23 protein-coding genes are annotated in these 24,454 nt (G+C 60.4%); 20 read left to right on the forward strand and 3 right to left on the reverse strand.

All coding sequences use genetic code 11. The annotated features are described in order from the left end of the window. Positions 1-31: 31 nt before the first annotated feature. The 8 genes from pyrH to DW870_RS04495 are packed head-to-tail and all read left to right on the forward strand — an operon-like array spanning position 32 to position 8,398. Positions 32-754, forward strand: coding sequence for a UMP kinase (gene pyrH, locus DW870_RS04460; protein ID WP_040359955.1), 723 nt, complete (start codon positions 32-34; stop codon positions 752-754). Between the two features lie 2 nt (positions 755-756). Beyond that, on the forward strand, positions 757-1,293 hold the full coding sequence (gene frr / locus DW870_RS04465) for a ribosome recycling factor (protein WP_006236112.1): 537 nt from the start codon (positions 757-759) through the stop codon (positions 1,291-1,293). A gap of 1 nt (position 1,294) precedes the next feature. Then, positions 1,295-2,089, forward strand: coding sequence for an isoprenyl transferase (locus tag DW870_RS04470; protein ID WP_117876994.1), 795 nt, complete (start codon positions 1,295-1,297; stop codon positions 2,087-2,089). A gap of 2 nt (positions 2,090-2,091) precedes the next feature. Further along, positions 2,092-3,006, forward strand: coding sequence for a phosphatidate cytidylyltransferase (locus tag DW870_RS04475; RefSeq protein ID WP_233502344.1), 915 nt, complete (start codon positions 2,092-2,094; stop codon positions 3,004-3,006). Then, the gene (gene dxr, locus DW870_RS04480; RefSeq protein ID WP_117564265.1) at positions 3,006-4,193 is read left to right on the forward strand and encodes a 1-deoxy-D-xylulose-5-phosphate reductoisomerase; all 1,188 of its coding nucleotides are present in this window, start codon (positions 3,006-3,008) and stop codon (positions 4,191-4,193) included. Before DW870_RS04475 ends, dxr begins: the two co-directional genes overlap by 1 nt. A gap of 25 nt (positions 4,194-4,218) precedes the next feature. Then, entirely contained in the window at positions 4,219-5,580 is a 1,362-nt protein-coding gene (locus DW870_RS04485; protein ID WP_117564266.1) for an RIP metalloprotease, read from the forward strand. 13 nt (positions 5,581-5,593) lie between these two features. Further along, entirely contained in the window at positions 5,594-6,676 is a 1,083-nt protein-coding gene (ispG, locus tag DW870_RS04490) for a flavodoxin-dependent (E)-4-hydroxy-3-methylbut-2-enyl-diphosphate synthase (protein ID WP_117564267.1), read from the forward strand. Further along, on the forward strand, positions 6,677-8,398 hold the full coding sequence (locus tag DW870_RS04495; RefSeq protein ID WP_233502345.1) for a proline--tRNA ligase: 1,722 nt from the start codon (positions 6,677-6,679) through the stop codon (positions 8,396-8,398). Positions 8,399-8,570: 172 nt separating this feature from the next. On the opposite strand, the gene DW870_RS04500 is transcribed toward DW870_RS04495, so the two are convergent. From DW870_RS04500 to rpmB, 3 genes are all read right to left on the reverse strand, one after another. Next, complete coding sequence (locus tag DW870_RS04500; RefSeq protein ID WP_006236119.1) at positions 8,571-9,335, reverse strand: aminoglycoside phosphotransferase family protein; 765 nt, start codon at positions 9,333-9,335, stop codon at positions 8,571-8,573. An 88-nt stretch (positions 9,336-9,423) separates the two neighbouring features. After that, a complete protein-coding gene (gene adhE, locus DW870_RS04505) occupies positions 9,424-12,072 on the reverse strand; it encodes a bifunctional acetaldehyde-CoA/alcohol dehydrogenase (protein WP_117770319.1) in 2,649 nt (882 codons plus the stop codon). A 516-nt stretch (positions 12,073-12,588) separates the two neighbouring features. After that, complete coding sequence (rpmB, locus tag DW870_RS04510; RefSeq protein WP_022094725.1) at positions 12,589-12,777, reverse strand: 50S ribosomal protein L28; 189 nt, start codon at positions 12,775-12,777, stop codon at positions 12,589-12,591. Between the two features lie 452 nt (positions 12,778-13,229). On the opposite strand from rpmB, the gene pyrR reads away from it, so the two are divergent. The 12 genes from pyrR to DW870_RS04570 all read left to right on the forward strand — a co-directional run bounded on the left by pyrR (position 13,230) and on the right by DW870_RS04570 (position 24,430). After that, positions 13,230-13,814, forward strand: coding sequence for a bifunctional pyr operon transcriptional regulator/uracil phosphoribosyltransferase PyrR (gene pyrR, locus DW870_RS04515; RefSeq protein WP_117770320.1), 585 nt, complete (start codon positions 13,230-13,232; stop codon positions 13,812-13,814). A 4-nt stretch (positions 13,815-13,818) separates the two neighbouring features. Next, positions 13,819-14,763, forward strand: coding sequence for an aspartate carbamoyltransferase catalytic subunit (locus DW870_RS04520; protein WP_035138537.1), 945 nt, complete (start codon positions 13,819-13,821; stop codon positions 14,761-14,763). Next, a complete protein-coding gene (locus DW870_RS04525) occupies positions 14,747-16,036 on the forward strand; it encodes a dihydroorotase (protein WP_117770321.1) in 1,290 nt (429 codons plus the stop codon). The genes DW870_RS04520 and DW870_RS04525 overlap by 17 nt, the downstream gene beginning before the upstream one ends. A 116-nt stretch (positions 16,037-16,152) precedes the next feature. After that, positions 16,153-16,920, forward strand: a complete 768-nt coding sequence (locus DW870_RS04530) for a dihydroorotate dehydrogenase electron transfer subunit (protein ID WP_117770351.1) — start codon at positions 16,153-16,155, stop codon at positions 16,918-16,920. A gap of 14 nt (positions 16,921-16,934) precedes the next feature. Next, on the forward strand, positions 16,935-17,843 hold the full coding sequence (locus DW870_RS04535; RefSeq protein ID WP_006236128.1) for a dihydroorotate dehydrogenase: 909 nt from the start codon (positions 16,935-16,937) through the stop codon (positions 17,841-17,843). Further along, positions 17,837-18,553: an orotidine-5'-phosphate decarboxylase gene (pyrF, locus tag DW870_RS04540; RefSeq protein WP_117770322.1), complete on the forward strand. Its 717-nt coding sequence runs from the start codon at positions 17,837-17,839 to the stop codon at positions 18,551-18,553. The genes DW870_RS04535 and pyrF overlap by 7 nt, the downstream gene beginning before the upstream one ends. A 239-nt stretch (positions 18,554-18,792) precedes the next feature. Next, on the forward strand, positions 18,793-19,101 hold the full coding sequence (gene mihF / locus DW870_RS04545; protein WP_006236130.1) for an integration host factor, actinobacterial type: 309 nt from the start codon (positions 18,793-18,795) through the stop codon (positions 19,099-19,101). Then, entirely contained in the window at positions 19,102-19,671 is a 570-nt protein-coding gene (gmk, locus tag DW870_RS04550; RefSeq protein WP_006236131.1) for a guanylate kinase, read from the forward strand. A 5-nt stretch (positions 19,672-19,676) separates the two neighbouring features. After that, positions 19,677-19,958: a DNA-directed RNA polymerase subunit omega gene (locus DW870_RS04555; RefSeq protein WP_035138532.1), complete on the forward strand. Its 282-nt coding sequence runs from the start codon at positions 19,677-19,679 to the stop codon at positions 19,956-19,958. Further along, complete coding sequence (thiI, locus tag DW870_RS04560; RefSeq protein ID WP_117770323.1) at positions 19,959-21,203, forward strand: tRNA uracil 4-sulfurtransferase ThiI; 1,245 nt, start codon at positions 19,959-19,961, stop codon at positions 21,201-21,203. Between the two features lie 249 nt (positions 21,204-21,452). Beyond that, positions 21,453-22,130: a helix-hairpin-helix domain-containing protein gene (locus tag DW870_RS04565; RefSeq protein ID WP_233547391.1), complete on the forward strand. Its 678-nt coding sequence runs from the start codon at positions 21,453-21,455 to the stop codon at positions 22,128-22,130. Beyond that, on the forward strand, positions 22,127-24,430 hold the full coding sequence (locus DW870_RS04570; RefSeq protein WP_117770324.1) for a DNA internalization-related competence protein ComEC/Rec2: 2,304 nt from the start codon (positions 22,127-22,129) through the stop codon (positions 24,428-24,430). The genes DW870_RS04565 and DW870_RS04570 overlap by 4 nt, the downstream gene beginning before the upstream one ends. Positions 24,431-24,454: the final 24 nt, after the last annotated feature.

Here is a 24,454-nt window from a genome sequence, read left to right on the forward strand (position 1 = left end):
ATATTGAGAGTCTAATTAAAGGAGGATCGCTTTGTCCGACATCCGATATAAACGCGTGCTTCTTAAGCTTTCCGGCGAAGCACTGATGGGCGACGGCCAATATGGCATCGACCCCAAGGTTACCGATCATCTTGCCAAGCAGGTCAAGGAACTGCTCGCCGTTGGCCATGAGGTCGGCGTCGTTGTCGGCGGCGGCAATATTTTCCGCGGCATGGCAGGCGCTGCCGGTGGCATGGAGCGTGCTCAGGCCGACTACATGGGGATGCTGGCAACCGTTATGAACGCGCTCGCCCTGCAGGATGCCTTCGAGCACAACGATGTTCCTTGCCGCGTGATGAGCGCTATCCAGATGAACGAGATCTGCGAGCCCTATATTCGTCGCCGCGCTATCAACCATCTGTCCAAGGGCAACGTCGTCATCTTCGCTGCCGGTTCGGGCAATCCGTACTTTACGACCGACACCGCCGCGGCTCTTCGTGCGTGCGAGATCGGCGCCGAGATTCTGATTAAAGCCACCAAGGTTGACGGCATCTACGACAAGGATCCCGTCAAGTGCGCCGATGCCGTCCGTTTTGACAAGATTACCTATCACGAGGTTCTCGTCCGCGGTCTGCAGGTTATGGATTCCACGGCTACGGCACTGTGCCAGGATAACCGTATGCCGATTTTGGTCCTCAACATCGATGGCGAGGACACCGTCAAGCGCGCGCTCGCGGGTGAGCCCGTCGGCACGCTCGTCTATCAGGAGGATTAAGCATGGCAGAGAACATCACCGCCCATATGGACAAGTCGCTCGAGTCCCTCAAGCATAACTTCTCCAAGGTCCGTACCGGTCGTGCCAACGCCAACATTCTGTCCGACATCACCGTCGATTATTACGGTGTCCCCACGCCGGTCACGCAGGTTGCCGCCGTCAAGACCCCCGAGGCTCACATGCTGCTCATCGAGCCGTGGGATAAGGCGCTCATCAATGCTATCGTCAAGGCCATCGGCGCTTCCGATCTGGGTATTACCCCCAACTCCGATGGCACCGTCGTTCGTCTTCCGTTCCCGGCTCCCACTGAGGAGCGCCGTCGCGAGCTCGTCAAGGAGTGCCGCGAGTACGCCGAGCAGGCCAAGGTGTCTATCCGTAACATCCGTCGCGACTTCAACAACAAGCTCGAGCGCGATGAGGAGCTCACCGAGGACGACGTCCGTCGCGAGCAGGCCAAGGTCCAGAAGCATACCGATGAGTATGTCGCCAAGGTCGAGGAGCTTCTGAAGGAAAAAGAAGCCGAGGTCATGGAGATCTAAGGTGCAATACGACGAGCATAAACTGGTCGAGTACTTTGCCGACGCCCCTGCGGGCGTCGGTTTTTCCGACCTTGACCTCAATAACATTCCGCACCATATCTCGTGCATCATGGACGGCAACGGTCGTTGGGCCACGTCGCGCGGTCTTGCACGCACCGAGGGCCACAAGGCGGGTATCGTCTCGCTGCGCGAGATCATTACCGCCTGCGTGCGCCTGGGCGTCGACGTGCTTTCGGCCTATGCATTTTCGACCGAAAACTGGAATCGACCACAGCACGAAGTCAACGTTCTGATGCACCTGTTTGCCAAGACGTTTATCGACGAGCTGCCGCTTCTGAAGCGCGAAAATTTGCGCGTAGTCTTTTTGGGTGACATTTCCGCGCTGCCCAAGAAGACTCGCGACGTTTTTGAGCGCGGTCTTGCCGAGTGCGCCGATCACACCGGTATGACGCTGGCGCTTGCCGTCAACTACGGCGCGCGTGCCGAGATTACCCGCGCTGTCCGTCAGATCGCATCCGACGCTGCCGCCGGTAAGATCGATCCTGCCGCAATTGATGACGACATGGTGGCTTCCCACCTCTATACCGCCGGTCTTCCCGATCCCGAACTTGTGATTCGCACCTCTGGTGAGCTGCGCCTTTCGAACTATCTGCTGTGGCAGGTGGCTTATTCCGAATTCTACGTCACCGATACCTATTGGCCTGACTTTGATCGTTGGGGCCTTGTCGACGCCATTTTGGCCTATCAGGGCCGTGACCGTAGGTTTGGTGGACTGAGCAAGACCGAGGAGGCTTAATCGTGTCCGATCGTCCCAAGGCATCTGCTCCCAAGACGCCAGTTTCCGCGGCGCCTGCGCGCAAGGCTGCCACTGCGGGAGCGCCTGCAGCGAAGAGCGGCACCGGTTCGTGGCTGGCGGGCTTTATTACCCGTGCCGCCGCCGGTATCGTCTACGCCGTTGTCTTTATCCTGTGCCTGGTTTTGGGTATCGTGCCCACGGCCATCTTTGTTTCTGTCATGAGCGGTCTGTGCTGCTATGAGTTTTTCCGTATGACAAGGCTCGATGGCAAGATGGCTAACGAGCGCATGGGTATCGCTGCCGCCGTACTCTTTCCGCTGTCGGCGTTGGGCGATTCGATGTTGCTGAATGCCCTGCTTTTTGCCTTGATGCTCGCTGTGGGCATTTGGTATGTCTGGTCGCCGCGTACCCGCATCTCTGATGTGGCCGTGACGCTCATGGGTCCCATCTACACTGGCTTTATGCTGTCGGCTATCGTGCTGCTGCGCGATGCCGTGCCCGGTTTTGCCGGCGCCCTGCTTTCAGTGGGCGTTTGCGCGTCCCTTTGGGTCTCCGATTCGTTTGCCTACATCGTGGGCAGCCGTATCGGCAAGCACAAGATGGTTCCCAAGATCTCCCCCAAAAAGAGCTGGGAGGGGTTTGCCGGCGGCATCTTGGGCTCGGTTTTGATTTGGCTCATCCTGTGGGCGACGCACTTCTACAAGCTCAGCCTGCCCTATGCGCTGCTATGCGGCGTGGTCGTGTCCATTCTGGGCGTTATCGGCGACCTTATCGAGTCGCGCATCAAGCGCGGTGTGGGCGTCAAGGATTCCGGCAACCTTATCCCGGGCCACGGCGGAATGCTCGATCGTAGCGATTCGCTTATCTTCGGTTGCATCACCGCACAGCTGTTGCTGATGATCGGAGGCGTGCTGTAATGTCCTTCCAGACGACGTATGGCCCCGATGGACGCCTTCGCGTTGCCATCCTGGGTTGTACGGGCTCTATCGGCACCCAGGCGCTCGATGTGTGCCGCCAGCATGCCGATCGCCTGCAGGTGACGGCGCTGTCCGTTAATTCCAGCACCTCGGAGCTCGTTGCCGCTGCCCGCGAGTTCTCGGTTCCGGCGGTTGCCGTTGCCGATGTCGCTCATGGCGATGACGCCGTGCTGCAGGAGTTGCCCGAGGGCACACAGCTCGGCGTTGGCGCGCAGGCGGTTTGCGAGCTCGCGCGTCGCGACGATGTCGACTGCGTGCTCGTCGCTATTGTGGGCGCCGCCGGTCTCGAGGCGAGCCATGCGGCCTTGACCTCGAATAAGCGCCTTGCCCTTGCCAACAAGGAGTCCCTCGTCGTCGGTGGCGACTTGCTTATGCCGTTGGCGCAACCGGGCCAGCTTATTCCGGTCGACTCTGAGCATTCCGCCATCTACCAGTGCTATCTGGGGGAGAACCCGCGCGAGGCCCACTGCATTTGGCTCACCTGCTCGGGTGGTCCGTTCTTTGGCCGCACGCGCGACGAGCTCGATCGCGTGACGCGTGCCGATGCCCTCGCGCATCCCACGTGGGCCATGGGTGCCAAGATCACCATTGACTCCGCCACCCTCATGAACAAGGGCCTGGAGCGCATTGAGGCCATGCATCTGTTTAACTGCGACCTCGATTTCATTAACGTGGTCGTGCAGCGTCAGTCCAAGATTCACTCTATGGTCGAGTTCGCCGACGGCTCCGTGATGGCGCATCTCGGTGCATCCGACATGCGTATTCCCATCCAGTTCGCGTTCTCGTATCCCGAGCGTTGGGATACTCCGGCGCCTCGTATCGATTTCCGCGAGCTGGGGCAGCTCACGTTTGATGCTGCCGACATGGATACCTTCCGCTGTCTGGCACTGGCCGAGCGTGCCGGCAAGACGGGTGGCACCATGCCGTGCGTGCTCAATGCCGCCAACGAGGTCGCCGTCGATGCCTTCCTGCACGATGGCTGCAGCTTTACCGATATCGATCGCATTGTGGAATCCTGCATGGACGCCCACGATATGCAGGTGGTCGATTCGTTTGAGCAGCTTCGCGACATCGATGCGTGGGCGCGTGAAAAGGCTGCGCAGGTGCTCGCCGCAACCCGTTCCTAACCCATAAGGATTGCTTTTTCGTTTTATGGATACTGTTCTGAGCGTTCTCTCATCGGTCTTTTGGGGCCTGCTGATGCTTTCCGTCCTCGTGTTTTTGCACGAGGGCGGCCACTTTTTGGCGGCGCGTGCCTGCGGCGTCCGTGTGACCGAGTTCTTTTTGGGTCTGCCGTGCCGCTTTGACATCCATTACACGTCGCGTCGCATTGGAACCAAGTTTGGCGTGACCCCGCTGCTGCTGGGTGGCTACGCTGCCATCTGCGGTATGGATCCGACCGATGTTTCGTGCGCCGACCGCGTGCTCGCGGCTATCTATCGTCATGGTCGCGTGACCGTGGCCGACCTTGCTGTCGAGCTCGAGCTTTCCGAGGAGGATGTGCTCGAGGCATGCGCCCTTTTGCTGGGCTGGGGCTCCATCGCGCCCTGGTATGAGGAAGGGGAGAAGCCCTCGCCGAGCTACTATCCCACCAAATATCAGACGTTGCCGCGAGACAAGGCAGGCTATACCACCTTTGATGGTCGCCGTTTCGATCGCGAACATGCGACTGCCGAGGGCGATGTGTGGGAGCTGCCGTGCGGCGAGGCCGAGTTCCTTGCGCAAGAGCGCTCGCACACCTATCTTGGCCAAGGCTTTCTCAAGCGCGCCTTTATGCTGCTCGCGGGCATTATCGTCAATATCTTGACGGGTTTTTTGCTCCTTATGAGCATCTATTCCATTGCGGGTGTCACCGTGCCGATGGATACCAACGTGATCGGTCAGGTTGACGAGGGGTCTATTGCCGCCAAGGCGGGTATCGAGGGCGGTGACGCGATCCTTTCGGTTGACGGTGTCTCATGTTCCACTTGGATGGATGTCTACGATGCCATCGGCAAGGCTGCCGGTAAGGACGATATCGCCATCGAGTACGAGCGTGACGGCAAGCAGCATTCGACCACGGTTGCGCTCAAAGAGGACGAGCGCCTAGGTGTGTATGCCTCTACGCAGGTGGTCCGTTTAGACCCCATCACGTCGGCTCGCCTGTCGTTCTCCTATGTCGTGCAGACAGCGGATGGCGTGATGCGCCTGCTCCAGCCGCAGCATACGATGGAGATTCTCGATCAGTCTTCTTCGATCGTGGGTATTAGCGTTATGTCCTCACAGGCCGCTGCTGCCGGCCCTGCCACGTTCCTTTCCTTTGCCGCCCTCATTTCGTTCTCGCTTGGCTTTATGAACCTGCTGCCCATCCCACCACTCGATGGCGGCAAGCTGGTCATCGAGATCATTCAAAAGATTGCGGGCCGCGAGCTGCCGCTCAAAGTGCAGACAATCGTCAGCTATGTCGGCATCGCGCTCTTTGCACTGCTGTTTGTCTATATGCTTCGTTCCGACATCCTTCGATTTATTCTGTAGGGGAGTGTTTGGATTGTCTTTATCCCATCCTTTGCCTCGCGAGTTGACGCGCCCCGTGCATGTGGGCGGCGTGCAGATCGGTGGTGGCGCTCCGGTCGTGGTTCAGTCTATGACCTGCACCGATACTGCTGATGCCCAGGCAACGCTTGCGCAAGTGTGCGCGTTGGCGCAGGCTGGCTGCGATATCGTGCGCGTGAGCGTGCCTACCGAGGCTGCGCTCGAGGGCTTTCGCACGATTTGTGCCGAGTCTCCGGTGCCAATCGTCGCCGATATCCATTTTAACCATAAGCTTGCCATTGGCGCTGTCGAGGCTGGTGCCTCTAAGCTGCGCATCAACCCCGGCAATATCGGCGATTGGGCTAAGGTCGATGCCGTCATCGATGCCGCGGGTGCCGCGGGCTGCGCGATTCGCATTGGCGTGAACGCGGGCTCGCTTGAGCAAGATATTGCCGAGCGCGACGACCTCACGCAGCCCGAAAAGCTCGTGATGTCGAGCGAACGCTTTGTGCGGCACTTTGAGGACCGTGGGTTTACCAACATCGTGCTATCCGCCAAGGCCCATAGCGTACAGACGACACTTGATACCTATCGCGCCCTGTCGCGCGAGATACCGCATGTTCCGCTCCACCTGGGCGTGACGGAGGCGGGGACCAAGCTTCAGGGCACCATCAAGAGCTCTGTAGGCTTGGGTATCTTGCTTTCCGAAGGCATCGGTGACACCATGCGTGTGTCGCTCACGGCCGATCCGGTTGAGGAGCCGCCGGTCGCCTGGGGAATTCTACAGTCGCTGGGCCTGCGTCGCCGTGGTCCCGAGATTGTCTCGTGCCCCACGTGCGCCCGCTGCCAGGTTAACCTGATTCCCATCGCCGAGGAGGTCACCGAGCGGCTTAAGAACTATTCCGCGCCGCTTTCGATCGCCGTGATGGGATGTGCGGTCAACGGCCCCGGAGAGGCATCTGACGCCGACCTGGGTGTTGCCTGCGGACGTGGTCAGGGTCTGCTCTTTTCGCATGGCCAGATCATTGGTAAAGTAGCTGAGGATCAAATTGTCGACGCGCTTATGGCCGAGGTCGACAAACTTATTGAGGAGAAATAAATGACCCGAGCAATGTATATGTCTAAGCTCTATGCGCCGACGCTCAAAGAGGATCCGGCGGATGCCGAGCTAGCGAGCCACCGTCTGCTGCTTCGCGCTGGCATGATCCGCAAGGAGGCCGCCGGCCTGTATTCCTATCTGCCGCTCGCTTGGCGCTCGATCCGCAAGATCGAGAACATCGTGCGCGACGAGATGGATGCCGCCGGTGCTCAGGAGCTCATGATGCCCATCATGGTCGATGCCGAGCTGTGGCGTGAGTCCGGCCGTATCGATGCCTATGGCAAGGAGCTTGTGCGCTTTGATGACCGCCACGGCCGCGAGTTTGTGCTCGGACCCACGCACGAGGAGACCGTGACTGCCCTGGTGCGCAATGAGTTGCGTTCCTACAAGCAGCTGCCAGTGAACCTCTATCACATCCAGGATAAGTTCCGCGACGAGTTCCGTCCCCGTTTTGGCCTGATGCGCGGTCGCGAGTTCATCATGAAGGACGCCTACAGCTTCTCTGCTACGCAGGAGAGCCTGCAGGGGGAGTACGACAAGATGAAGCAGGCCTATGCCAACATTTGCGAGCGCTGCTACATCAAGGCTCTGCCCGTTGTCGCCGACTCCGGCGAGATCGGTGGCGATACCTCCGTCGAGTACATGGCTTTGGCCGACGCTGGCGAGGCTTCGCTCGTCTACTGCGACGATTGCGGCTTCGCTGCCGACGATGAGGCCGCAAGCACCAAGGTCGTTGTGACCGAGGGTCCTGGCGACGGTACGCTTACCAAGGTCGAGACTCCGGGCATGGGCACCATCGAGGCCGTTGCAAAGTTCTTCGGCTTCCCCGAGAACGGCACGCGCAAGTCTCTGGCACTCCTCGACGCCGAGGGCAAGCCCGTCGTGGCCATTGTTCCGGGCGACCACGAGCTCAACGATTGCAAGGCCGAGCATGTCTTTGGCAAGGGCTATCGCATGATGACTGATGAGGAGCTCCAGACCTACGGTCTGCATAAGGGCTTTATCGGACCGGTTAACCTGCCCGAGGGCATTCGCCTGGTGTGCGACGAGAGCCTGCGCGAGTCCAAGCAGTGGGCCTGCGGTGCCAACGAGGTCGATTATCACTTTACCGGTGCCTGCCCCGAGCGCGACTTTACCGTCGACGAGTGGGCCGACCTGGTAACCGTCGTTGCCGGCGATCCCTGCCCGCACTGCGGCAAGCCGCTCTCTGCTGCTCGCGGCATCGAGGTCTCGCAGGTCTTCCAGCTGGGTACCAAGTATTCCGAGGCCATGGGCGCCACCTTTATGGACGAGGACGGCAAGGAGAAGCCGCTTATCATGGGTTGCTACGGCGTTGGTGTGTCCCGCTCGCTTGCTGCCGTCGTGGAGCAGCACAACGACGAACACGGCATCGTCTGGCCGGTCTCCGTTGCCCCGTACGAGGTCGCGGTGATTCCGCTCGATCCCAAGAAGGAGGAGTGCGCTAACGTTTGCGACCAAATCGTCGAGGGCCTGTGCGCCGAGGGTATCGAGGTTGTCGTCGATGACCGTGACGAGCGTCCTGGCTTTAAGTTTGCCGATAACGACCTCATGGGCTTCCCGTATCAGGTCGTGCTTGGCAAGCGTGGCCTCAAGAATGGTACTGTGGAGCTCAAGGACCGTGCCACGGGCGAGCGTGAGGACGTGGCGATCGACGAGGTCGTCGCCAAGATTGCCGAGCTTGTTAAGGCGGCCCGCCGTTAATCGACGTTTCTGCTATTAGATGTAATTGCGGGGCTGCTCCGTATCTCTCTTAGGATGAGATGCGGAGCAGTCTATTTTGTTGGAATAAACTCGATGGGTAAAGAAAACCCCACAGCCTATATGAGCTGCGGGGTTTTCTTGTGCCTCCGATGCGAAATAAATCGCTCAGATATTACTGATAATCGACGACGTCGATCCAGTTCTTCAGGAACTCATCGTTCACGTTGCGCTTACGAGCGAGCTCGGAAGCGGCGACGATGCTCGTCCACTGACGCACGACCTGCATGGGCATATCGGCGCGGTCGCAGTAGAGCTCCAAGTAGGCCTCAGCCTGGTCCTTGCTGTTGAGGGCGAAGAGCAGGTAGGTGGTGGCAACGTCGGCAGCAGGGGAGCCCTGGGTGGCGTGTGCCCAGTCGCACACATAGAGCTGGCCGTCGTCGCCGACGATGACGTTGGAGGGGTTGAAGTCGCCGTGGCAGACCTTGAACTCCTTGGTCATGCCGTCCAGACGCTCCTGAAGGTTGTAGCGCGTGGTGGCATTGAGCTGATCAAGGCTGTCGATCATGCGGGCGAACTTGTCGCGCTGACGGTTGAGCAGCGGGGAGGTATAGCCGTGGATCTCGATCTGGAGGTCGACGAACATCTCGAGGTACTCACCAAAGCGCTGGGGCTCGGCAGTCATCTTCTCGGCAAGGGTGGTGCCCGGAACCTTCTCGGTCACGAGCGCCCAGCCGTTGGCGTTCTCGAGCTGGGAAACCTCGAGCGCCTTGGGGCTGCGGATGCCGCACTCATTGATGCGGGCAAGATTCAAAGCCTCGTTGAACACGTCGGAGACAGGCTTGGTCTCGTTAAAGACCTTGACAATCTTGTCGCCCAGGTCGTAAACGACCTTGTTGCCACGGCGGACGAGCTCGGTCTTGGAATCGGGTAGCAGCATGGTTGCATCCTTTCAACGATGCGATAGAAGCGACGGCGGGGGTGTGTGAAACACCCGTGCACCCCCGCCGTTAAAAACCGTGCTAAAACTAGCAGACGGCGTAATCCTGGGGCTCGCGGCCGTAGTAGGCGTCCAGGTAGAGCTCCTTGATCTCGCTCATGAGCGGGTAGCGCGGGTTGGCGCCGGTGCACTGGTCGTTGAATGCCTGCTCGGTCATTTCGTCGAGGGTGTCGAGGAAGTACTGCTCGTCAACACCGTAGTCGGCGATGGTCTTCTTGACGCCGATGAAGTCCTTGAGCTCCTCGAGCTTCGTGATGAAGTTCTCGAAGACCTCCTTGTCGTCCTTGCCCTCGATGCCGCAGTACTTGGCCATCTCGGCGTAGTTGTGCAGCGCGTTGGGGTAAGGATACTGGGAGAAGGTACCCATCTTGACGGGTGCCTCGGCGGCGTTGTAGCGCATGACGCGGGTCAGGATGACAGCGTTTGCGAGGCCGTGGGGCAGGTGATGGAAAGCGCCGAGCTTGTGGGCCATGGAGTGGTTGAGGCCCAGGAAGGCGTTGGCGAAGGCCATACCGGCCATGCAGGAGGCGTTGTGCATCTCCTCGCGGGCGTGCGGATCCTTGGCGCCGTTCGTGAAGCTGGAGGGCAGGTTCTCGAAGACGAGCTTGGCAGCGCGCTCGGAGAGGCCCTTGGTGTAGTCGGAAGCCATGATGGAGACGTAGGACTCGATGGCGTGGGTCATGACGTCGATGCCGGAGGCAGCGGTCAGGCCGCGCGGGGCGGTCATGCAGTTGTCGGCGTCGACGATAGCCATGTTGGGGAGCAGCGCGTAGTCGGCGAGCGGCCACTTGATGCCGGTCTCCTTGTCGGTGATGATGGCGAACGGCGTGCACTCGGAGCCGGTACCCGAAGAGGTCGGGACGGCGACGAAGTAGGCCTTCTTGCCCATCTCGGGGAAGGTGAAGATACGCTTGCGGATGTCCATGAAGTCCATGGCCATGTCCTCAAACTTGCACTCGGGGTGCTCGTACATCATCCACATGATCTTGCCGGCGTCCATAGCGGAGCCACCGCCGACGGCGATGATGACGTCCGGCTCAAAGAGAGCCATCTGCTTGGCGCCGCGACGTGCGCACTGCAGCGACGGATCGGGCTCGACGTCGTAGAAGCAGTCGTGGGCGATGCCCATCTCGTCGAGCTTGGCCTCGATGGCGCGGGTGTTGCCATTCTTGAAGAGGAACTGGTCGGTGACGATGAAGGCGCGCTTCTTGCCCATGACGTTGCCCAGCTCGTCGAGGGCGACGGGCGTGGAACCCTTCTTGAAGTAGACCTTCTCGGGAGCGCGGAACCACAGCATATTCTCACGGCGCTCGGCCACAGTCTTAACGTTGATCAAGTGCTTCACCCCAACGTTCTCGGAGACGGAGTTGCCGCCCCAGGAGCCGCAGCCCAGGGTCAGAGACGGCTTCATGCCAAAGTTGTACAGGTCACCGATGCCGCCGTGCGAGGACGGGGTGTTGATGACGATACGGCAGGCCTTCATGACGTGCTCGAACAGGCTGATCTTCTCGGCCTGGGCGGGGTGCACGTACAGAGAGGCGGTGTGGCCCGGGCCACCGGCAAGCACCAGGTGCTCGGCCTTGTCGACGGCCTCCTGGAAGTCCTTGGCGTGGTACATGGCCAGGACCGGGGAGAGCTTCTCGTGGGAGAACTCCTCCTTGGCGGGGTCGGTGGAGGTGACCTCGGCGATCAGGATCTTGGTCTTGGCGGGAACCTCGATGCCGGCGAGCTCGGCGATCTTGGCAGCGGCCATGCCGGGGATGCGGTGATCGAGAGCGCCGTTCTTGAACATGGCGGCACGCAGGGCCTCCATCTCGGCACCCTGCTTGACGAAGTAGCAGCCGCGCTTCTGGAACTCGGCCTTGACCTGGTCATAGATGGTGTCGATGACGGTCACGGACTGCTCGGAGGCGCAGATCATGCCGTTGTCGAAGGTCTTGGAGTGGATGATGGAGTTGACGGCGAGCAGCACGTCGGCGGTGTCGTCGATGACGACCGGGGTGTTACCGGCGCCAACGCCCAGGGCGGGCTTGCCCGAGGAGTAAGCGGCCTTGACCATGCCCGGGCCACCGGTGGCGAGGATGATGTCGACGTCGCGCATGACCATGTTGGTCAGCTCGATGGAGGGGACATCGACCCAGCCGATGATGCCCTCGGGGGCGCCGGCCTTGACGGCGGCGTCAAGCACGAGCTTGGCGGCGGCGATGGTGCACTTGGCGGCAGCCGGGTGCGGGGAGATGATGATGGCGTTGCGGGTCTTCAGGCAGATCAGCGTCTTGAAGATCGCGGTGGAGGTGGGGTTGGTCGTCGGGATGACGGCGCCCACGATGCCGATGGGCTCGGCGATCTTGGTGATGCCGTAAGCCTCGTCGCGCTCCAGGACACCACAGGTCTTGGTGTTCTTGTAAGCGTTGTAGATGTACTCTGCGGCGTAGTGGTTCTTGATGACCTTGTCCTCAAGAACGCCGCGGCCGGTCTCCTCGATGGCCATCTTCGCCAACGGGATACGAGCCTTGTTGGCGGCCATGGCGGCCTCATAGAAGATCTTGTCGACCTGCTCCTGCGTGTACGTAGCAAAAAGCGCCTGGGCCTCTCGCATCTGAGCGAGCTTAGCCTCAAGCGCCTCTACGTTGTCCACAATTGCGGGAGTAGTGTTTTCCGGTGACTTTTTCACCATTTGTGTCTCCTTGCGATCGGAGATTTACCCTACGCCTTGCATGATAGCAAGAAATTATTCGGCGAACGGTAAGATTCCCGTAAAAGGCACACTAAAACGCTTCAATAAACTGAAACGCTTTAACTAAAACTATCTGCCTGCTGCATCGCCCCGCTCATTGGGGACAGACTTACATGAGAATTTCAATCGGAAAACGGGAAGAACGGGGCATCTTCTTGACAATTGCTATTCGCGGGTCGCGGTTGAGTCAGACACGCAGGCGGTGCAGCTGCTCGACTATATTCGTCTCAATCTCGTGAAAGGTGCGCTTGGCTCAATCGAGGCGTACCGCTGGTCAAGCTACAGGGCATACCAGCTGGGTTACGATCCCTTTGACATCTGCAAACACTCATGTAAGTCTGTCCCCAATGAGTGCAAAAAGGCGCCCTCCGTAGGGGAGGACGCCTTTGGTAAGTTCTATATGAACGCGAGGTCTTTGACCCGGAGAGTCCGAGGTACTTGTTGGTAAGACCTTATTTAGGAGCGCGCAACCTTGCCAGACTTGAGGCAGGTGGAGCAAACGTTCATCTTGCGACGGTGACCATCGACGACAACGTAGACGCGCTGGATGTTGGGGCGGAACTTACGGTTGGTGACGCGGTGAGAGTGGCTGATGGAGCGACCGGCAACGGGGTGCTTACCGCAAACTTCGCAAACTTTGGACATAACTGACCCTCCTTGGGCGACAAACGAACATGTCGCGTTAACAAACAAGCCTGAACTATAGCACAGAAGTCGCTCCCTGTGCGCAATCTACACAGAGATATTCCTCTTTTGGCGATAGTGCCCACGCCACGGCCCTGGACGTAGATCCGATTTGCGTGCAGCAGAGGGGATTATGCCAGCTCGTGCGTGCGTTTTCAAGCTCGTCCCACAAATATATATAGGTTTATGGAGCATTGGGCTCCGTTTACGGATTGCTCTGTATTTATGCTCGCAATTAAGCTCGAGGTTGGCTACACTATCCCTTGACCATTAAAGGGGTACGAGATACCCACATGGAATTACATAGCTGCCATGCGAGCAGCCTTTCCTGTGGGTGTCTGGTCCGCTTTAAGCGGTCGGGCATCTATTTTTTTGACTGTGTCAGCAGTCAAGACATGTGAGGAAGGAGATCGATGGGCACGACTTCCCCCAAGGCGGTCATCATGGACGAGACCGCCGTCAATCGAGCGATGACCCGCATCGCGCACGAGATTCTCGAGCGCAACGAGGGCTGTGAAGACCTCGCTCTGGTCGGCATCGTCACGCGCGGCGACCTTCTGGCAAAGAAGCTCGCCGAGGAGATCAAGGAGATCGAGGGCGTCGAAGTTCCGCTCGGCAGCCTGGACATCAGCTTCTACCGCGATGACTATGCGACCAATTTCGCTCCCGCGATCCACGCCACCAACATTCCCTTTAGCGTCGACGGCAAGCGCGTCGTGCTGGTGGACGACATCCTGTACACGGGTCGTACCATCCGCGCTGCTCTGGACGCCGTCATGGACCTGGGCCGTCCGAGCCGTATTGAGCTGGCAGTTCTCGTTGACCGCGGTCACCGCGAGCTCCCCATCTCGCCGGACTTTGTCGGCAAGAACGTTCCCTCGTCGCATGAGGAGAACGTGCACCTATATATGAAGGAAGTCGACGGCCACACCGCCGTCGAGATTAACGACGTCGCGCCGGGTTCCCACGTGGGCTCCGCGCCGCTGGGAGGTGAGTAGTACCGTGGCGTTCAACCATAAGCACCTGATCGACATTACCGAGTACTCCGAAGAGGACATCAAGCTCATCCTCGAGACCGCCAAGGCGTTCTCTGAGGTCAACGAGCGTGCGATCAAGAAGGTCCCCACGCTCAAGGGTAAGACCATCGTCAACATGTTCAACGAGCCCTCGACGCGCACCCGTAGCTCCTTCGAGCTCGCCGAGAAGCGTCTTTCGGCCGACAGCCTCAACTTTGGCGGCTCCTCGACCTCCACGGTCAAGGGCGAGAGCCTCGTCGACACCGTCGAGACCCTCAACGCCTATAAGATCGACTGCATCGTCGTGCGCGATAAGCACGCCGGTGCTCCCTACATCGTCACGCAGAACTCGCCCGCGAGCGTCATCTGCGCCGGCGACGGCAAGCACAACCATCCCACGCAGGCCCTGCTCGACCTGTACACCATCTGGGAGCACAAGGGTGACTTCCACGGTCTGAAGGTCGCTGTCGTCGGCGATATCGCGCACTCCCGTGTCTGCGGCTCGCTGATTCCCGCCCTTAAGATCATGGGCTGCGAGACCTACGCCGTCGCCCCCGGCACGCTGTTGCCGCCGGCGCCCGAGGTCCTGGGCTGCGACCACGTGACGAGCGACCTCGATTCCGTCCTGCCCGAGCTGGACGTCGTCTACATGCTGCGCGTGCAGCAGGAGCGCCTCGAGGGTGCCCCGTTCCCGACCATTCGTGAGTACCACAAGCTCTTCGGTCTGACCAAGGACCGCGAGAAGCTCATGAAGCCCGATGCGATCATCTGCCACCCGGGCCCCATCAACCGCGGCGTCGAGTTCGACTCCTATATGGCCGACCACCCGCAACGCTCCGTCATCCTGGAGCAGGTCTACGCCGGTATCTGCGTGCGTATGGCTATCCTGTATCTGCTGCTTGGAGGTGCCGATAATGGCCTTGCTTCTTAAGAATGCCCACGTCGTCGACCCGTCCGTCGAGCTTGACGGTGTCGTTGACGTCCTGATTGACGGCGACAAGATCGCCGAGGTCGGCGAGAATCTCGCCGTCGAGGGAGCCGAGGTCCGCGACCTTTCCGGCAAGTACCTCGTCCCTGGCCTGGTGGATATGCACGTTCACCTTCGCGAGCCCGGCTACGAGGTCAAAGAGGACATCGAGAGCGGCACCCGCGCAGCTGCCAAGGGCGGCTTTACCGGCGTGTGCGCCATGCCCAACACCGATCCCGTCACCGATAACGGCACCGTCGTGGAGTTCGTCAAGTCCCGCGCTGCCGAGGTCGGTCACTGCCGCGTCTATCCGTCGGGCGCCATGACCCGCGGTCTTAAGGGCGAGGCCATGTCCGAGATGGGCGATATGGTCGCCCACGGCGCCGTCGCCTTCACCGACGACGGTCGCGGCGTGCAGGGCGCGGGTATGCTCCGTCGCTGCATGGACTACGGCAAGATGTTCGGCAAGGTCTTTATGAGCCATTGCCAGGACGAGGACCTGGTCGGCCACGGCCAGATCAACGAGGGCAAGGTCTCGACCCGTCTGGCTCTCGAGGGCTGGCCGGCTGCCGGCGAGGAGCTCCAGATCGCCCGCGACATCGAGATCGCCAAGCTGACCGGTGCCAAGCTGCACATCCAGCACATCTCCACCGCTCACGGTCTCGAGCTCGTGCGTGCCGGTAAGGCCGCTGGCGTCCAGGTGACCTGCGAGGCCACCCCGCACCACATGTTTCTGACCGAGAACGACTTGGACGAGACCTACAACACCTCGCTCAAGGTCAATCCGCCGCTGCGCACCGAGGAGGATGCCGAGGCCATCCGTCAGGGCGTCATCGACGGCACCGTCGACGTTATCGTCACCGATCACGCTCCTCACACCCCGTGGGAGAAGGCCCGTGAGTTCGAGCTTGCGCCCTTTGGTATGATCGGCCTCGAGACCTCGCTGTCGCTCGTACTCACCGAGCTGGTCAACACGGGCAAGATGAGCATGGGCCGCATGGTCGAGCTCATGGCCATCAAGCCGCGTGAGATCCTGGGTCTCGACCAGGTTCAGGTCAAGGCGGGCTCCGTTGCCGACCTGACCGTGTTCGACGCGTCCGCCACCTGGACGGTTGGCGAGGACGGTTACGAGTCGCGCGCCGAGAACTCCGGTTTTGCCGGCCGCACGCTCACCGGTCGTGCCACCGATGTGTTTGTCGGCGGTAAGCAGACGCTTGCCGACGGCTGCATCTGCTAGCATAGCCTTATCGCTTTTGTGCGCGGCGCCCTTGCGGTGCCGCGCTTTCTGTTCGTTTGGACCATGCAACCGCATGGGGGATTGGAGCGTCTATGCCCACACCTTCCACTGCACGCATGCACGACTTCGAGGTCGTCTCGAACCGGGAGATTGCCGACGGCATCTTCTCGCTCGTCATCTCGGCCCCCAAGCTTGCAAGTGCGCTCAAGCCCGGTCAGTTTGTGAACATCGCCGTACCCGGCGATGCGTCCTCGCTGCTTCGCGTGCCCCTGAGCTACTACCGCGCCGACGCCGAGGCTGGCACCGTCGAGCTGTGGTACGCCGTCGTGGGCGACGATACCCGTCGTTTGTCCCAGATGGGCCCTGGCTCCACCTCTAACCTGCTGGGCCCCGGTGGCCGTGGCTGGATGGTACCCGAGGGCACCAGGAAGGCCCTGCTCGTCGCCGGTGGCATCGGTGTTCCGCCCGTGCTGTGCCTTGCCGACAAGCTTGCCGAGCAGGGTGTAGCCGTCGACGTGTGCCTGGGCTTTGGCACCGCGTCCAAGGCCGTGGGCGTCGATGAGTTCCGCGCGCTGTGCGATACGGTTAACGTGTGCACCGATGATGGCACGCTGGGCACGCACGGTTTTTGCACCGACCCGGCATCCGAGCTGCTCGGCGAGGGCGGCTACGACTATGTGGCCAGCTGCGGCCCCGCCGTCATGATGAAGAAGGTCGCCGCCGCTGCCGCCGAGGCCGGCGCGTACTGCGAGGTGTCGCTCGAGCGCATGATGAGCTGCGGCTTTGGCGCCTGCAACACCTGCAATGTCGAGACGGTCGACGGTATGAAGGGCGCCTGCATGTGCGGCCCCGTGTTCGATGCTTCCAAGGTGGTGGTCTTCTAGTGGGTACCGTGAACATGGCCGTCGATTTCGGCGGCGTCAAGATGCAAAACCCCATCAACACCGCAGCCGGTACCTTTGGCTACGGCTGGCAGTTCCAGAACTTCTTTGATGTCTCCCAGCTGGGTGCCATCACCACCAAGGGTTGCGCTGCCGAGCCCTGGCCCGGCAATCCCGCGCCCCGCATGGCCGAGATTCCCGGCGGTATGATCAACTCCGTGGGCCTTCAGAACCCCGGCGTGGCCGCCTTTGCCCGCGAGTCCGGTCCGTGGCTCGAACAGCTGTCCAAGGACGGCTGCCAGGTCATCTGTCAGGTTGCCGGCCACTCCGTTGACGAGTTTGTCCGCGCACTCGAGATGTATGTCGAGCTGTGCCCCTGGGCTGCCGGCTACGAGATCAACGTGAGCTGCCCTAATATCGCCGCCGGCGGTGCCGCCATGGGCTCCACGCCCGAGGGCGCCTCTTCCGTTATGGCTGCCTGCCGCAAGGTGACCGATAAGCCGCTGTTCGTGAAGATGGCTCCGGTCAACGTCGCCGAGATCGCCAAGGCCCTCGAGGCTGCCGGCGCCGACGGCCTTTCAGTCATCAACTCCATCCAGGGCATGGCCATCGACGTCCATACCCGCAAGTCCCGCGTGGCCAAGCCCAAGGGCGGCCTTTCGGGCCCGCTGTGCCACCACATCGCCGTGCGCATGGTCTGGGAGGTTGCCCAGGCCGTCGATATCCCCATCAACGGTGTCGGCGGTGTCATGACCGGCGAGGATGCGGCTGAGTTTATCCTGGCCGGCGCCACCTGCGTGTCGGTCGGCATGGCCAACTTCGTCGATCCGTGCGCTTCGCTCAAGATCGCGCACGAGCTCGAGGCCTGGGCTGAGTCCCAAGGCGTGAAGGACATCAACGAACTGGTAGGTGCTTTCGAATGCTAGAGACCGATGCCCGCGACCGCGTAATCGTCGCTCTCGACTGCGACCGCGAGCGTGCGCTCGAGCTTGCCCACGAGCTTTCGGGCCATGCCGCCTGGCTTAAGGTTGGTATGACGCTCTATTACGCTGAGGGCCCCGAGATCGTCAAGACCTTTAAGGACCTGGGCTTTAAGGTCTTCCTTGACCTTAAGTTCCATGATATTCCGCATCAGGTTCGCGGTGCCGCCCGTTCGGCCTCGCTTGCCGGTGCCGACCTGCTCTCGGTTCACGGCTTGGGTTCGGGCGCCATGCTCGCTGCCTGCCGCGAGGGTGCCGAGGAGGCGCGCGAGGACCGCGCCAAGCTCGTCGCCATCACCGTGCTCACGAGCATGAATCAGGATGCCTTGAGCGAGATTGGCGTCGAGTCGCCGGTGGCCGAGGAGGCCGCCCGCCTGGCAAAGCTCGCTCAGGCCAACGGCATCGATGGCATCGTGTGCTCGCCGATGGAGGCTCACGACATGCGTGAGCTGCTGGGTCCTGATGCCCTGATCGTGACTCCGGGTGTGCGTCCGGTGGGTGCCGCCTTAGGCGACCAGTCCCGCGTGGCGACGCCTTCCCAGGCTATCGAGCGTGGCGCAAGCCACATTGTGGTGGGCCGTCCCATCACCGGCGCCGACGATCCGGTTGCCGCCTTTGACGCCATTGTCGCCGAGCTGGTCGAAAACATCGCGTAAAAGATTCCCCTAAGTCACCACTTTTGGGTCTCATTAGCACAAAATAGCCCCTGTGCCTGCGTAAACTTTCCCATCCTTTGTGTGGAATCGCAGGTCAGGGGCTTAACTTTGGGCGCAGTATATTGCACTTTTTGCGGGTATCGTCTAACCTATGGAGCCGCGATTGGGCATTTTGTACGTTCTACGTGCTAAAATGCCAATTATTGAATCAGATATAACCCAACTATTTGGAGGTACGAATGGCACTCCCTCAGCTTACCGATGAGCAGCGTAAGCAGGCTCTTGAGAAGGCTGCTGCCGCACGTCACGCCCGCGCTGAGCTTCGCGAGCAGATCAAGAAGGGCGAGAAGTCCCTCGAGTCCGTGCTCAACTCCGATGACCCCATCGCTTCCCGCATGAAGGTTTCCACCCTCATCGAGTCTCTTCCTGGTTATGGCAAGGCCAAGGCCGCCAAGATCATGGAGGAGCTTGGTATCTCCGCTACCCGTCGCGTCCAGGGCCTCGGCGTCCGTCAGCGCGAGCAGCTCCTCGAGCAGCTGACCAAATAAGTGAGCGCTCAGGATTCCAAGCTCTTTGTGATTTCTGGACCGTCAGGCGCAGGGAAGGGTACGCTCGTCACTCGTGTGCGCGAGCGCCGCTCGAACCTGGGCCTGACGGTTTCGGCTACCACGCGAGCACCACGCAAAGGTGAGGTCGACGGCGTCAACTACTTTTTTCTGACGCGCGAGGAGTTCGACCGCCGCGTGGCAAACGGTGAGTTTGTTGAGTGGGCCGAGGTCCACGGTAACTGCTACGGCACGTTGGTGAGCGAGGTCACATCCAAGCTCGCCTCTGGCGCATCTCTGATTTTGGAGATCGATGTCCAGGGCGCCCTGCAGGTGAAGGAGCGTTTCCCCGAGGCCGTGTTGATCTTTATCAAGCCGCCTTCGCTTGAGGTACTCCGCGAGCGCCTGGTCGGTCGCGGTACCGAGACGCCCGAGACGATTGAGCTGCGTATGGCAAACGCCGCCGATGAGCTTGCCCTTGCCGACCGCTACGACGACGTCGTGGTTAATGACGATCTCGACCGCGCGACCGATGAGCTCGTTCGCGTTCTCGATATGCATGAAAGGATCTGAGGTCCGTGTCCGTTGTAAAGCCTTGCATTGACGATCTTCTGGAGAAGACCGATCACAACCGCTTCCTGCTCGCTTCGCTTGCCTCCAAGCGCGCCTGCGACATTAACAGCATGCTGCGTGGCCAGCACAACCGCGTGCTTGCCGTCCAGGATGTCGATGACATCACCATCGGGCTTTCCGGTGCCGATACCATTTCGATGGCTATGGACGAGATTGTCGACGGCGACATCTCTTACGACGAGGCCCGTTACGAGAAGGCGCTCGGCCACAAGGTTGCTGAAGCCTAAATGGCGGCTCGCGTCTGCCTGGTCCACTATCACGAGGTTGGACTGAAGGGTAAGAACCGCGCACATTTTGAGCATATCCTCATGGATAACATCAAGGCGGCCTTGGCCGCCTTTTCCGTGAATGCCGTGTCTCGAATTTCCGGTTATATTCTCGTGACCTTTAACGAGCATCAGGCCGATGAGGCGGCGCGTGTCATTCGCACCGTTCCCGGCGTTGCTCGTGTGTCTTTGGCGTATCACACCAACCGCGACCCGCAAGAGTACTGCGCCGCCGCCGTGAAGGCACTGCGCGAGTTTGGTCCTTTCGATTCGTTTAAGGTGCACGCCAAGCGCTCCAATACTGACTATGAGCTCACCTCGATTGATATCAATCGTCAGGTGGGCGAGGTACTGTGCGAGGCCTTCCCCGATAAAAAGGTTCAAATGCGCGACCCCGATGCGATGGTGCACGTACTGGTGGTCCAGGGTAGCGTCTACGTGTATGCGCGCTCCGAGCGTGGCGTGGGCGGTCTGCCGGTGGGTTCTGCCGGCAAGGTCGTGACGCTGTTGTCGTCGGGTATCGATTCTCCGGTGGCGACCTGGATGCTCGCGCGTCGCGGCGCGGTGTGCGTGCCGGTACATTTCTCCGGTCGTCCGCAGACGTCCGATACGAGCGAGTATTTGGTGCAGGACATCATCCGTGCGCTTGAGCCAGGTGTCCAGATCGGCCGCCTGTACGTGGTGCCGTTTGGCGACTGCCAGCGTGAGATTTCGGTCACCTGTCCCAGCAACCTGCGCGTGATTATGTATCGCCGCATTATGTATTCGGTTGCCGAGCGCATTGCACACATCGAGGGTGCCAAGGCCATCGTTACGGGTGAATCGCTTGGGCAGGTTGCCTCCCAAACGCTTGAGAACATCATGGCCGTCAACGAGGCCGTGAAGATCCCCGTGTTCCGCCCTCTCATCGGTTCGGACAAGCAGGAGATCATCGCGCGTGCCGAGGAGATCGGTACGTTCGATATTTCGACTGAGGCCGCTCCCGACTGCTGCACGCTGTTTATGCCGCGTCGTCCCGAGACGCACGCTAAACTCGATGCCGTGCATGAGGCCTGGGAGTTGTTCGATCATGAGGAGATGATCGAGCACCTGCTCAAGCAGACCGAGTACATTGACTTCGAGAGCAACACGTATAAGGCCCCTAAGACCTTAAAACGCAAACATTCGGAGCTTGCTACGCGTGAGATTTACCAAGATCACGAGTAATTTTGTGCATAGACCGACGATGCGTCTGCATCGTCGGTCTTTTGCTATCTGGGCATTTTGCGGCTAAGTGTTCATTTGCTGACGTGTGCCTGAATAAATGGACAGTATTTCGCAAGGTTTTGGTCGGCTTTTGGTTTGACCGCGAAAACCGGTTTTGGAGAATGGCTGTTGCAGGACTCTTTTCCTGACACGATGTTGTTGGGAGGTTTTGCTATGGCGCAGCGCGAACAACACGAACGGGTCAAACGGATGGACCGCTTGGCGGACAAGCTGCTCGGTCATAAGGCAGTGGTGATGGCGATACTGGTCGTCATTGCGATGGCGAGCGGCTTGGCGATGGCGAACCTTGGCGGCGGTACTGGCGGCGTGTCGTTTGAGCGCACTGATGGTTCGGGCTCGTTAGTGGAGCCGGGATCCGGCGATGCCTCGAGCGGAAAGACATCCGAAGGCTCTTCGTCTAAGGCGTCTGCCGCGGCAGAGGTTTATGTCGATGTTGATGGTGCCGTTGTGTCGCCCGGTGTATATCGCGTCAAGGACGGCGCGCGGGTGGCTCAGGCGATAGATGCCGCCGGCGGGCTGGCGCCCGAGGCAGACGTTACGGGGCTCAATCGGGCATCCAAGGTCGTCGATGGGCAGAAGATTCACGTTCCAACGGTGGGGGAGCAGCAGGCGTCCATTGCGGAAGCCGGTGTTGATGGTGGGGCTTCCGCATCATTGGGCGTGAGTGGCGCAACGGGCCTAGTCAACATCAATACGGCAAGCGCGGCAGAGCTGCAGACGCTCTCGGGCATCGGTCCCTCCGTGGCACAGTCGATTATCGATGAGCGTACAAAGAACGGTGCTTTTGCCTCGGTTGACGATCTGATGCGTGTGTCGGGAATCGGCGAGAAGAAGCTTGCCAAAATCAAAGATTGCATCTGCGTATGAGTGCGACCGAGCGCGAACATGTGATGCCTCCGCGGCCCCTGATGCCGTGGACGATGGCCCTGTGTGCCGGCATGTGCATGAGCTGCGCCTTGGTGCTCAACGTGGCCGCTGATGCGCTGCTGAGGGAGCAGGCGCCGGCGGTCGGGCTGCTATGGGCCATTCCCGTTGCGGCGACGGTATTCGTTGTGCTGGCTCAATCTTGTGCGCGGCTTGCCCCTTGGAAGCGGTGGCTGTATGCCGCGTCCGTCGGTCTCGTGGCGGGAGCGGTCGTCTCGGCGTGGTGGGCTGCGGGCGCGCTCAACGCCTCGAAGGCGCTCGACGGTCGAGCGGCAAGCAGCCTCGAGTTTGTCGTGCAGGGTGATCCATCCATAAACGACGACGTGTATTCCTATACCTGCGAGGTACGCGCGGACGGTAAGAACTTGGCAACGGTTCGCCTATCGTGCGACCGCGAGCTCAAGGTCGGGGCGCACGTGCGTGTTATCGGTCGCGTTTCACGTTTTGAGAACGATGCGTATGGACGATTGCGCGTGCTCCGAGGCGAGGTGCGCAAGGTTAAAGCCGTTCGGATTGTGTCGGTCGATGAGGGCTCTCCGGGGCCGCTGCTTCGGCTGCGAAATTGGCTGCTTGCGTCCATCGCGCCTGCGACCGACCCGGCACGTGCGCTCATAGCCGGTGTCGTCTGTGGTCGTTCGGCCGAGCTGCGCGCCCAGCCGGCGGGCGACTGGTTTTCGGTGACGGGAACGGCGCATCTTATCGCCGTCTCGGGCAGCCATCTGGCTATCGTGGGGTTTGTGATCGAGGGCGTATTGCAAAAGACTCGGTGCTCACGTGGTTTTCAGCGGGTGATATTGGCGATAACGCTTGTGGGCTACGCTGCCTTTACGGGCGCGTCTCCCTCGGCCGTGCGCGCGTGCTGCATGGTGTTCGCGACGCTTGTCGTAAACGGAGCGGGTCGTCGTCGGCACGGCGCATCGGCACTCTTCGTAACCATGTCCATCTTTGTGCTACTGAGGCCGACGGTGCTGTTCGAGATGGGCTTTCAGCTTTCATGTGCTAGCGTCTTAGCCATTCTGTGCTTTTGCCCCTATGCGACCTACGCTTTGGGTGAGCTGGGTGTGCCATCGGGCGTTGCCGGCATGCTTTCCGTCACGCTGTGCTCGCAGTTGGCGACCCTTCCCATTACCATTCCTGCATTCGGTACGTTCTCGCTCATTGCTCCGTTGGCAAATGCGGTCATCGGTCCGGTGGTGAGCGTACTGCTTGCTGTGTCCATCGTGCTGGTTCCCTTTTCGCTCGTGGGACCGTTGCGGACTTGGGCGCTCGTTGTGCCCATGATTGCCGCCCGTTGCGCGCTGTTTTTCGAGCAGCTGTTTGCCGCCGTGCCGGGTGCATCCGTGAGCGTGCCGCCCGATAGCATGTGGATTTACCTAGTGCCGTGTTTGCTGGCGGTTCTGCTGGTCTGGTGGCCGCGTCCCCGTGCACGTCTTATGGCGGTGGGGCTTGCATGCCTGGTGCTCTTGGCTGCGATTCCGTACGTCTACTGGGATCGATTCGCTCCGCCTTCGGTGACGGTACTCGATGTGGGCCAGGCCGATGCGATTCTTATCCGCGAGGGCGGCGCAGTAGCGCTCGTCGACTGCGGGCTCGACGAGCGCGTGGTAGCGGCGTTGGTTCGCAACAATGTCCACCATATCGACGCCGTCTTCGTGACACATTGGGACGAAGATCATTGGGGTGGTCTTCCCGATGTGCTCGATCGGTTTTCGGTTGGAACCATTGCAGTTGCAGCGGATGCGCTGGACGGTGCGCCTGCTGAGGTCCTGAATCGCCCCGGCGTAACGTATCGGCAGGTGGCTCGCGGGGATACGGTCGATATCGGCGCATTTCGGGCTCGTGTGATGTGGCCGTTTGACACGGTGGATGGCGAGGGCAATGAGGACTCGCTTGTCTTGCTGCTCTCCTATGCCCGGGAATGCAAGAGCCTGCGTATGCTCCTCACTGGTGATGCCGAGCTCGATCAGGAGCGCGAGTTTGTACAGGAGGTGGGTGATATCGATGTGCTCAAGCTGGGGCATCACGGCTCAAAAGTTTCCGTCGACAAAGACCTGCTGGAAACGCTTAAGCCCGAGCTCTCTATGGCGAGTGCGGGCGAGGGCAACCGCTACGGCCATCCATCCGATGCCTGCATCGATGCCGTTCGCGATGCGGGCGGCGCGTTCGCATGTACCATTGAACAAGGAGACATTACCGTCTCGCCGACCGTAACAGGTTTTGCCATGCGATGCCAGCGACCGTGATGCTGCCGTTGGCGCGGGACCAAC

Origin of the sequence: Collinsella sp. AM38-1BH, from assembly GCF_003467545.1 — a bacterium.
Classification (GTDB): domain Bacteria; phylum Actinomycetota; class Coriobacteriia; order Coriobacteriales; family Coriobacteriaceae; genus Collinsella.